This window comes from Pseudomonas sp. FP2335, assembly GCF_030687535.1.
Classification (GTDB): Bacteria; Pseudomonadota; Gammaproteobacteria; order Pseudomonadales; family Pseudomonadaceae; genus Aquipseudomonas.
On sequence record NZ_CP117437.1, the window covers coordinates 310,254 to 321,419 of the forward strand.

The following is an 11,166-nucleotide window of genomic DNA, read 5'->3' on the forward strand; positions in this document are numbered from 1 at the left end:
AATGGAGCATAGCTTGAGTTGTGGAGCCGGGCGGCGCAAGCACGGTATGCGCAGGGGGTTGCCTAAACCCCCCGAACAGTGGCGAGATACACGTCTAAAAAATAGAGGATGCCCCCATGCTGCTCGCCACGTTGATTCACCGCGCCAGTCTACCCTGCCCGCAAGTGGGCCTCGACCAGGCGGCACAATTACTTGAGCAGCATTACGGGCTAACTGGCACCTTGCAATCACTGGGCAGCCAACAAGACCTCAATTACAAGGTCGACAGCGCCCGTGGCCGGTTCGTTCTGAAAATCTGCCGGGGCGACTACGCCGCTGTGGAGTTGCAGGCCCAGCATGCCGCACTCAACAGCCTGCACGCCGTACGCGTACCACAGGTGATAAAGGCGCTCAATGGCGAAGAGTTGCTGACCATCACCCACGCCGGGCAAACCCTGCACCTGCGCGTGCTGGACTACATCGATGGCCAGCCGCTGACCCATCTGCCGCACCTGGGCCGCGAGGTGATCGCAGGCTTCGGCGACCTGTGCGGGCGCATGAGCCTGGCCCTGGCGCCGTTCGGGCACCCGGGCCTGGACCGCACGCTGCAATGGGACCCGCGCCACGCGCCTGAGTTGATCACGCACTTGTTGGCAACCCTGGAAAACCTGCCGTACCGCGCCGAACTGGAGCGGGTCTCCGAGCAGGTCGAGGCGCATATCCGGCCGCTGGCGGAGCACCTGCCTTGGCAGGCCGTGCACATGGACATCACCGACGACAATGTGGTCTGGCAGCGTGACGCCCAGCGGCATTGGCGGGTTGAGGGCGTGATTGATTTCGGTGATCTGGTGCACACCTGGCGCATTGCCGACCTGTCGGTGACCTGCGCGGCGCTGCTGCATCACGCCGAGGGCGACCCCTTTGCGATCTTGCCGGCAGTGCAGGCGTTTCATGCGGTTACGCCGCTGCGCCGTGAAGAGTTGCAGGCGCTATGGCCGCTGATCGTGGCGCGGGCGGCGGTGCTGGTACTGAGCAGTGAGCAGCAACAGCGGCTGGACCCGGATAACGCTTACCTGCTGAAGAACGCTGAACATGAGTGGGAAATTTTCCACGTGGCAACGTCGGTGCCGTTCGCGTTGATGGACGCGGCGATCTTGCGCAGCGTCGGCGAGAACCTGCTGCCGTTTGCCAGCCAGGATTTCGCGCCGTTGTTGCCGGAGCTGGTGGGGCGTGAGTTTGCGTTGATCGACCTGGGCGTGCTCAGCCCGCATTTCGAGGCGGGCAATTGGGAGCAGCCCGGTATTGATCGCCGGCTGCTGGACGAAGCGGCGGCGGTGCATGGGTTGGCGGCCAGCCGCTACGGCCAATATCGGCTTTCGCGCACCAACCCGGACAGTGCCGCGGAGCCTGAGACATTCGCGCTGCATGTTGAGCTGCATCTGCCCCACGGCACGCTGTTGGAAGCGCCTTTCGCCGGGACGCTGCATCACGACGCCGACGGTCTTGTGAGTGTGCAGGGCGTCGAGTTGAGCCTGCGGTTGTGGGGGCTGACAACCGGGTTGAAACCGGGGGCGCTGCTGGTTGAGGGCCAGGTGCTCGGCGAGGTGCATGCGCCGTTGATCGTGCAACTGTGCCGGGCGGACGTTACGCCACCGCTGTTCTGCACGCCGTCGCGCGCCATGGCCTGGCAGGCCCTGTGCCCGTCGCCAGCGGCGTTGCTGGGGCTGGCCTGTGATGCCGAACCCGAGCTGGACCCCAAGGCATTGCTGGCCCGACGCGACGCCAGTTTCGCCCGTTCGCAAAAACACTATTACGTCGACCCGCCGCGTATCGAACGCGGCTGGCGCAACCACCTGATCGACATGCAGGGCCGCTCCTACCTGGACATGCTCAACAACGTCGCGGTCCTCGGCCACGGCCACCCGCGCATGGCGGCGGTGGCGGCGCGGCAGTGGTCGCTGCTCAATACCAACTCGCGCTTCCATTACGCGGCGATTGCCGAATTTTCCGAGCGCTTGCTGGCGCTGGCGCCCAAGGGGATGGACCGGGTGTTCCTGGTCAACAGCGGCACCGAGGCCAATGATTTGGCGATCCGCCTGGCCTGGGCCTACAGCGGCGGGCGCGACATGCTCAGCGTGCTGGAGGCGTATCACGGCTGGTCGGTGGCGGCGGACGCGGTGTCCACCTCGATTGCCGACAACCCCCAGGCGCTGAGCAGCCGCCCGGATTGGGTGCATCCGGTGACTGCGCCGAACACCTATCGAGGCGAGTTTCGCGGGCCGGACAGTGCGCCGGACTACGTACGAAGTGTGGAGCACAACCTGGCGAAAATCGCCGCTAATCAGCGCCAGCTGGCGGGTTTCATCTGCGAGCCGGTGTACGGCAATGCCGGTGGCATCTCGTTGCCCGCGGGGTATTTGCAGCAAGTGTATGGGCTGGTCCGCGCCCAGGGTGGCGTATGCATCGCCGACGAGGTGCAGGTGGGTTACGGGCGCATGGGCCGCTTCTTCTGGGGCTTTGAAGAGCAGGGCGTGGTGCCGGACATCATCACCATGGCCAAGGGCATGGGTAACGGCCAGCCGCTGGGCGCGGTGATCACCCGGCGGGAGATTGCCGAGGCGCTGGAGGCCGAGGGGTATTTCTTCTCGTCGTCGGGGGGCAGCCCGGTGAGTTGCCGGATCGGCATGGCGGTGCTGGATGTGATGGAGGAGGAAAAGCTGTGGGAAAACGCCCAGGTGGTTGGCGGGCATTTCAAGGCACGCCTGGAGGAATTGATCGAGCGGCATCCACTGGTCGGGGCGGTTCACGGTTCCGGCTTTTATCTGGGGCTGGAGCTGGTTCGCAACCGTCAGACTCTGGAGCCGGCCACCGAAGAAACCACGTTGCTGTGTGATCGCCTGCGCGAGCTGGGGATTTTCATGCAGCCAACCGGCGACTATCTGAACATCCTCAAGATCAAACCGCCGATGGTCACGTCCAGGCGCAGCGTGGATTTTTTTGTCGACATGCTGTCGAAGGTGCTCGACGAGCAACTGTAGTTAATCGATTGTTATCGGTTATTTCTTGTCATATTTATTGGCTAGCATCATTGCTTGCTTTTAAAGCCGATTTTTATCCGTTATAAAGTCGGCCTTTGCCCCATTCGGAGTCCTGATCGCCATGACCACCCTGCACAGCACACCTCGCGCCGATGGCTTCTACATGCCTGCCGAATGGGCGCCACAGACCCAGACCTGGATGATCTGGCCCGAGCGCCCGGACAACTGGCGCCTGGGCGGCAAGCCGGCGCAAGCGGCGCATGTGGCGGTGGCCAAGGCCATTGCGCGTTTTGAACCGGTGACGGTGGCGGTGTCCGCCGGCCAGTACGAAAACGCCCGTGCGCGCCTGGATGTGCCGAATATCCGTGTGGTGGAAATGTCCAGCGACGACGCCTGGGTGCGTGACACCGGGCCGACCTTCGTGATCAACGACAGCGGCGAAGTGCGCGGTGTGAACTGGGACTTCAACGCCTGGGGCGGCTTTGATGGTGGCCTGTACGCGCCGTGGAACCGCGATTCGCAAGTGGGCGGCAAGATCCTCGAGATTGAACGCGCGCCGCGCTACCGCACCGAGGGTTTTGTGTTGGAAGGCGGTTCGATTCACGTCGACGGCGAAGGCACGTTGATCACCACCGAAGAGTGCCTGCTCAACCGCAATCGCAACCCACATCTGGATCGCACGGCAATCGAAGCGGTGCTCAGCGCCAACCTGGCTGTGGATAAGATCATCTGGTTGCCGGATGGCCTGTTCAACGATGAAACCGACGGCCATGTGGATAACTTCTGCTGCTACGTGCGCCCTGGCGAAGTGCTGCTGGCCTGGACCGACGACCCGCAAGACCCCAACTACGCGCGCTGCCACGCCGCCCTGGACGTGCTGCAAAGCAGCACCGACGCCAAGGGCCGCCCGTTCACAGTGCACAAAATGCCGATCCCGGGGCCGTTGTACGCCACCGAGGAAGAGTGCGCCGGTGTCGACCCGGTGGACGGTTCGCAGGAACGTAATCCGAGCGTGCGCCTGGCCGGTTCCTACGTGAACTTCCTGATCGTCAACGGCGGCATCATCGCGCCAAGTTTTGACGACCCACTGGACGGCCAGGCCAGGGTCATCCTGCAGAACCTGTTCCCACAGCATGAAGTGGTGATGGTGCCGGGCCGCGAACTGTTACTGGGCGGCGGGAATATTCATTGCCTTACCCAACAGCAGCCGGCTCCACAGAAAAACTGAGTGCAGTTGTAACAGCAGCGTGACGGTGACTGGCGCCCCAACGCTGCCATCACCCACAGCAAGCCCGCGGCCCAGCAAGGCCGCGGGCTTTTTTGTGTGCGCCTGGCGATAAAACGCCGACATTGGCATAGCTCTTGTATCGCTGTTGCGACAGTGATCCAGGTTTATGGCTGTGCAGTTCTGTCATAAACCTTGAGTAAGTTGGCCGCTCACGCAGTAGGAGAGAGCGCTGAAATGAGTCCTCAAATCAACCTGATGTACACGCGCACGTTTCACCCTATGCGGGTTGACGGCGACGCGATCCAAGCACTGGGGCTCTGGTTGAAGGAAAACGGCTCACGGAAGAGCAGGCTGCCGGATTTGCGCAGCATGATGAGCCAACGGTATCCGGTGGGGCTGTTCAGTGAAGATGAAGTGCACGCGTTGTGTGATTTGCTGAAAAATTAAAAGAACACTGCATTCAAAAAAATGTGGGAGCGGGCTTGCTCGCGAATACGGTGAATCAGTCAATACATCTGGTGACTGGCACTCCGTATTCGCGAGCAAGCCCGCTCCCACATTGGGATGGTGTTCTGTCTTAGAAGCTGTAGGTGCCGGTTACGACCAGGCTACGCGGCTCCCCCGGCTGGATCTGCGCCACACTCGTCGCCGAGGCGTAGTAGGTCTTGTCGGCGATGTTGTTCAGCGCTGCACGCACATCCCATTCCTTCTGACGGAACCCGGCCAGCGCATCCCAGCGGCCATATCCCGGTAGGACCACGGTGTTCAAGCTGTCGGCATAACGATCGCCCACCAGGGTCAAGCCGGTTTCCGCGTACCAGCCCATTTCCGGTTTCCAGGTGATGAACAGGCTGCCATTGCGCTTGGCCACGTCGCTGACCCGCTTGCCTTCGAAGCCGTTGTTGTCCTTCACGACCGTGGCGTCCTGCAGGCCGATACCACCGCGCACGTACCAGTTGCCGACGATCTTGCCGCTGGCGGTCAGTTCCACGCCGCGCGAGCGTTGCAGGCCGCTGAGCAGGGTGATGGAGCGGTCCTGCGGGTCGGCGGTGCGGCGGTTGTAGAGTTCCAGTTCGTATACCGCCAGGGTGGTGCTCAGGCGGTCGTCGAACCAGTCGCTTTTGACGCCGATTTCTTTTTGCTTGGTCAGCTCGGGGCTCAGGTCGTTGACGCTGCCTGCGGCATTCGGGGTGATGCCGATCACGCCGCCGCCCGCTGGCGAGAAGGTCTTGCTCCACGAGGCGTAGAACGAGTGGTTTTCCAGCGGCGTCCAGACCAGGCCGAAACGCGGGCTGGTGCTGTGGCTTTCGACAGCCTGCTGGCGGTTGAGCAGCTTGTTCTTGGAGTCCACTTCAAACCGGTCGTAGCGCAGGCCGGCGAGCACTTGCCATTGATCGTTCAGGCGCAGTTGGTCCTGCACGTAGACGGCGCGGCTTTCGACTTCGGTGTGGGCGTTGCTCCACACGTTCATTCGCCCGGTGTGGCGCTGGTTGCGATTGGGCTGGTTGAGGTCGAGGCTTGGCACGGTGCGACTGACCGCCGCGGTGTACAGCTTCGGGTCCCGGCGCTGGTTGCCCAGTTCAAGGCCTGTCAGCAAGCGGTGTTCCAGGCCGTAGGTGCTGAAGCCACCTTCCAGTTCGACGTTGTTGAAGACGTTGCGGGTGGTCAGGTCCTGCTGCCAGCGCTGGCGCGTGACGCTGTTGGTCGCCGGAACGTAGGCAGTTTGATAGGTGTTGTCGAAATCGCTGTCGAGCTTGAACACGCCCAGGGTCTGGCGCAGCTGCCAGTTGTCGTTGAGTTCATAGCTCAGCTTGGAGCGCAGCGACTGGGACTTGTCGTCGATGTAGTCGCGGCTGTCGCCGTAGGTGGTGCTGCGGCTCACATCGGCCGGGCGGCCGTTGACGCCGGGAATGCCGCGATCCGGTGTGCGGTTGTAGCGGCTGTATTCGTATTGCACCAGCCAGTTCAGGTCCGGCGTGAGCTGCCAGCTCATGGACGGCGCAAACAGTTGGCGGTTGCCACTGACACCGTCGCGAAAACTGTTGTTGTCCTGGTTGCCCATGTTCAGGCGCAGGCTGATGTTATCGCTGGGGTCGGTGCTCAGGTCGGCATACAGACTGCGCAGGTCGTTGCTGCCGCCCTGGGCTTCGATGCTGGACTTGTGCCCGGCGATCGGCAGCTTGCTCACACGGTTGACGATCCCTCCCTGACCGCCTCGCCCGTAGAGTACGGCCGCCGGGCCCTTGAGCACTTCGATGCGCTCGATGTTGTGCAGGTCGCGTACATATTGGCTGTCGTCGCGAATGCCATCGAGGTAGAAATCGTTGCTCGCGTCGAAACCGCGAATGCGCAGGCTGTCGAAGCGTGTGTCGGCGCCGCTGCTGACGTTGGGGATACCGCTCAAGGCCTGGCCCAAGTCGTTGGTGCCGTAGGAGCGCAGGCTTTCAGTCTTTACCGAGTCGATGGCTTGGGGCACATACCGCACCGGGGTGGCAGTGCGTGTGGCGGTGCTGGTTTGCTTGATGCGCGGGTCGTCTTCATCCGATTCGGCGCTGATCGAGGTGGCAGGCAAGGTGGTGGTGGCACAGGCAAAACCGGCAGACAGCAAGACGGAAAGCCCAAGGGTGATGGGCGACAGGCGTGGGGCAGGCATGGGGGAAATGTATCCGGATTATTGGGGAGGAAAACTGCGCGTTAATGGTAATGCTTTGCATTTGCGCGCGTTATCCAATACCAAATGTATAGACTTCGAAATATGTTACGAAATGTGTGTTTTTCGTCGTTGGAAGGGTTTTTTGGTCGTTTTCAGAAAGGCTGTAGGCCTTTGCTTAGAATTTTTTCGCCTAAATACAGACGATTCGCGAAATTGACACATAGTTCCGGGCGCGACTAGGATTGCGTCCAACGCCTGTGGCTAACAGCCATGACTCCTCCAATAAAAAAAGGCCCGCGGCAGACTCGTCGTCCGCGGGCCTTCTTTTTTCCGGGAAAAGTCGACGCCAGAAAGCAATACGGAGCCTGGTGTCATAGCGCGTACTCAACCAGTAATAAGGAATATAAGAAATGTTGAAGCAACGGATGAGTCTGATCGCTCTGGGGATTTTGAGCGCATCGACAGCAATGGCTAACGATCAAGCGGAATCGAAGGGTTTCGTTGAAGACAGCCACCTGAACATCGCTGCACGTAACGCGTACATCAGCCGTGACTACAAAGACCACAACCAGGACAAAGCGGAATGGGGCCAAGGCTTCATCGGCAAGTTCGAGTCCGGTTTCACCCAAGGCACCGTCGGTGTGGGTGTGGACGTGCTGGGCCAATACGCTATCCGTCTGGACGGTGGTAAAGGTCGCAGCGGCGGTGGCGGTATCGACTTCTTCAAGCAAGGCGACAGCGGCTCGGCCGCCAATGACCTGGCCAAAGGCGGCGCAGCGGTCAAGGCACGTATCTCCAACACCGTGTTGAAATACGGTCAGCAGCTGCCGAACGTACCGGTCCTGGCCTACGACAGTGGCCGTCTGTTGGCGGAAACCTACGAGGGCACCTCGATTGTTTCCAAGGAAATCGCCGGTCTGCAACTGGACGCTGGTCACTTCACCAAGCAAGGTCGCAAGAGCGCCGAAGGCAGCGACAGCGGTCACCTGAAGAGCATCGACTACGTCGGCGGTAGCTACAAGTTCACCGAAAGCCTGTCGGCCGCGCTGTACGCTTCCGATATGCAGGACGTGCTGAAGAAGCAATACGTCAACGTCAACTACGTGCTGGCCCTGCCAGAAAAGCAATCGTTGACCTTTGACTTCAACGGCTACAAAACCAAGCTGGACAAAGATTTCGCCCAGCTGACCCAAGGCGACCAAGACGCCCGCGACAACAAAATCTGGAGCCTGGCCGCCACTTGGGCTGTTGGCGCACACAGCTTCACCCTCGCTCATCAGCGCAGCACCGGCGACACCGGCTACCTGTACAGCGGCTACCACCAGGACAACAAGAACAGCGGCATCGGCGACGGTGGCAACACCATCCTGCTGGCCAACTCCTACTGGTCTGACTTCAACGGCAAGGACGAGCGTTCCTGGCAGGTTGGCTACGGCCTGGACTTCAGCGCCTACGGCGTGCCTGGCCTGAGCTACAACGTGGCGTACGTGCGCGGCACCAACATCGACGACGGTTCCAACCGCGGCAATGGCACCGAGCGGGAGATCTTCAACCAGTTCAAATACGTGGTTCAGAGCGGCCCGGCCAAAGACCTGAGCCTGCGCGCTCGCGCCTCGTGGCTGCGCGTTTCGAACAACGCCAGCAACTACAACATTGGCGGTAACGAACTGCGTCTGTTCGCTGACTACCCGATCAACGTTTTCTAAGTGATCGTGTGTAGCGCCTGATTCAAGGCGATAAAAAACCCCGACTGGTTCGGGGTTTTTTTATGCCGCCGGATCAGTCCTCGCGCTGTTGCAAGATCCTGCGCGCCAGTGCCGCGTTTTTGTAGTTGAGCATCATCGACAGCCCTTCATAGGGTTCGATCTTCTTATTGTCGACACACAGTTGCGCCATGTGCAGCAGCACCTGGCGCTTCTTCCTGTTGACCCGTGCGCCGGGTACGCCGAACGCGGTTTTGCGCGTTGCCGGCAGCGGCGCTTCGGGTGTGAGGTGCACGGTTACCCAGATGCCCTGGACGAACTGCAAGCTGACCTCGTCGATATGCTCGATCGGCAGCGGTTGCGCGAGGTTGTTGAACACAAAATGCTCCGGCGTCAGGCGCAACGCAGTCTGGGGTGCACGCTTGAAGCGGCGGATGCCCAGCCACAGCAGGGCCAGCCCGATCAGACTGAGGCACGCACCTGCGCCAAGCGCCGACAGCGGCGTGCCCTTCAAGCGTTCCGGGGCGAGCCAGGGACGGCTGATGGCAAACAACCCGGCGAGTACAAAAGGTGTCGACGCCAGCGCCATCAGCGCACCGCGCCAGCGACCGCCTTCATGGAAGGTCCGTTCGCCCTCGACCGAGTCCACCATGGTTTCCAGCAACTGCATATGTGCCGATTCTTCAGACGCCATCACGGCGGTCAGGTCGCGGGACAGGGCTTCACGCAGGGCCTGCGGCGCGCTGAAGCACGCGTCGATCTGTGTGTTGGCTGCCCCTGCATCCACGGCACGTGTGGCGCTGCGCACGCTGTCATCGACGGTCACTTGCAATGCCTGCAGGCGCTCGCCATTGGACGGGTGGGTATCGGTGGGGTGCGGCTGCTGGCTCTCCAATGCCTCGGGTGGCAGTTGCAACTCCATGCCTTGCAGCGCCATGAGTACGGCGTTTGGCAGATCGCGTTCAGCGGCGTTTGCGCCCTTGTCCATCAAGGTATCGTCCAGCGCCGCGTGTAACACCGACACCCGCAACAACGCCGATGCCATGGCGGCACTGCCCACCAGCCGTGCGCCGGCGGCGTCGGCAAGCAACTCGCGCTCGCGGCGCCAATGGTTTACGGCGTGGTCGAAACGCTCCATGAAAAACACGCCAAGCATGAACGACGGGCGCATCAGGCGACCCTGGAGCGGATCGCTGGCCAGTATCGTGTCAGCCAATGCGCCAAGGCTGCGGTTGACCCCATCGTAGATCGGCAAAAAACGCAGGCTGTACTCGGTGTCTTCACCGGCAAAGTGCGCCAGTTCGTGCCCGATCACCGCGCCGATTTCTTCACGGTCCAGCAGCCCCAGGTACAGCAGCGGGACATGCAGGGTGCGGCCGTGCAAAAGGGTTTCGGCGGGCATCACCAGGGCTGCGCTGGAGGTCACGTAAAAGTCCTGGGTCAGGCTCGCCACGATATGCTCCGGTGGCAATGCCCCCAACCTGGCGGCCAACTCATCGACATGGCGCCATAACCCCGGCGCCTGCTCGGGCGTCACGGGCTGGCCAAACATCTCCAGCGGCGTGGGCTCGAACATCGCCAGCATCGGGCGCAATTGCTTGAGCAGCAGCCAGATCGAATACAGGCACAACGCCGCGACCATTCCCAGCATGCCCATCAGCTTCATTACGCCGCTGCCGAGCTTGCCCACATGCCACAGCGCCAGCCCCTCGAAGACCAGCACCAGCGCTACCGTCGCGGCCATTGCCACCACATGACTCACCAACACGTAGGGCAACAGGCGGCTGCCCAGGCTGAACACGCGCAGCAACTGTTCGCGGGACTGCTGCGCGCGGCGCCCGGCCCAATGCGTGCCAGCGAGTGCGGCCAGGCCGATCAACGTCGCGAGCAGCCCGAGGCCGATCACCCAGGGGGCCAGTGCGCGCAAGACGCGGTTGATGCGGTGGGCGGTGGGAAACTCGGCTTCGACCTTCTCCAGACGCGCGAGGGCGGCCTGGACGGTGATCATGCCTTCCGGCGGCGCGACATCGGCCTCGGGTTGCCTGGCCGCCACGGCTTGCAGGGTTTGTTTGTAGAGGTCGGTACTGATGTGCTGGTCGATCATCGCCGTTGTGGCGCGGTCCGCCCGCTGCAACTCCCAGCCGCCGAGGGCGGCCAGCAGCAGCGGGAAAATGACCAGCAGAAAGATGAGTTTCAGGGCGTTCATGGGAGTCCGTTCGCGACGCGTTAAATTTGGGTTATACCGAAAAACGCGCGGGCGGGAGGCCAAAATTTGCCGTGATGTGATGCAAAACGCCTCGGCTGATCAGTGGCCGAGGCGTTGTCGGTGATCGGGTAGCGGGCCATCAGGTCCACCTGCCACAGTGGGGCCTGGGAGAAATTATCCTAGGCGCCGGATCGGCGCCCAAGTCGTGATAACCGAACTCTGTTAAAGAACCGCATCGCCCGTGCTCAGTGTCATTTAACAGCCTCGTAGATCTTCTTACCTATCCATCCGCTAAATGCGTTGCCCAAGGCACCTCCTGCGACAGAGCCTGCCTCAGCACGACGAGGCATGCATCGTTG

At 61.7% G+C, this 11,166-nt stretch carries 6 protein-coding genes; 4 read left to right on the top strand and 2 right to left on the bottom strand.

All coding sequences use genetic code 11. The annotated features are described in order from the left end of the window. Positions 1-116: 116 nt before the first annotated feature. The 3 genes from PSH81_RS01405 to PSH81_RS01415 all read left to right on the top strand — a co-directional run bounded on the left by PSH81_RS01405 (position 117) and on the right by PSH81_RS01415 (position 4,692). Positions 117-3,017, top strand: coding sequence for an aminotransferase (locus PSH81_RS01405; RefSeq protein WP_305391880.1), 2,901 nt, complete (start codon positions 117-119; stop codon positions 3,015-3,017). Between the two features lie 121 nt (positions 3,018-3,138). Continuing rightward, a complete protein-coding gene (gene aguA / locus PSH81_RS01410; RefSeq protein WP_192298442.1) occupies positions 3,139-4,245 on the top strand; it encodes an agmatine deiminase in 1,107 nt (368 codons plus the stop codon). A gap of 234 nt (positions 4,246-4,479) precedes the next feature. After that, positions 4,480-4,692 (top strand): hypothetical protein, encoded by a 213-nt coding sequence (locus tag PSH81_RS01415; protein ID WP_192298441.1) that lies wholly within the window; start codon positions 4,480-4,482, stop codon positions 4,690-4,692. A gap of 130 nt (positions 4,693-4,822) precedes the next feature. On the opposite strand, the gene PSH81_RS01420 is transcribed toward PSH81_RS01415, so the two are convergent. Further along, positions 4,823-6,898: a TonB-dependent siderophore receptor gene (locus tag PSH81_RS01420; RefSeq protein ID WP_305391881.1), complete on the bottom strand. Its 2,076-nt coding sequence runs from the start codon at positions 6,896-6,898 to the stop codon at positions 4,823-4,825. 410 nt (positions 6,899-7,308) lie between these two features. On the opposite strand from PSH81_RS01420, the gene PSH81_RS01425 reads away from it, so the two are divergent. After that, positions 7,309-8,604: an OprD family porin gene (locus PSH81_RS01425; RefSeq protein ID WP_192298439.1), complete on the top strand. Its 1,296-nt coding sequence runs from the start codon at positions 7,309-7,311 to the stop codon at positions 8,602-8,604. A gap of 73 nt (positions 8,605-8,677) precedes the next feature. On the opposite strand, the gene PSH81_RS01430 is transcribed toward PSH81_RS01425, so the two are convergent. Further along, positions 8,678-10,807: a M48 family metallopeptidase gene (locus tag PSH81_RS01430; RefSeq protein ID WP_305391882.1), complete on the bottom strand. Its 2,130-nt coding sequence runs from the start codon at positions 10,805-10,807 to the stop codon at positions 8,678-8,680. Positions 10,808-11,166: the final 359 nt, after the last annotated feature.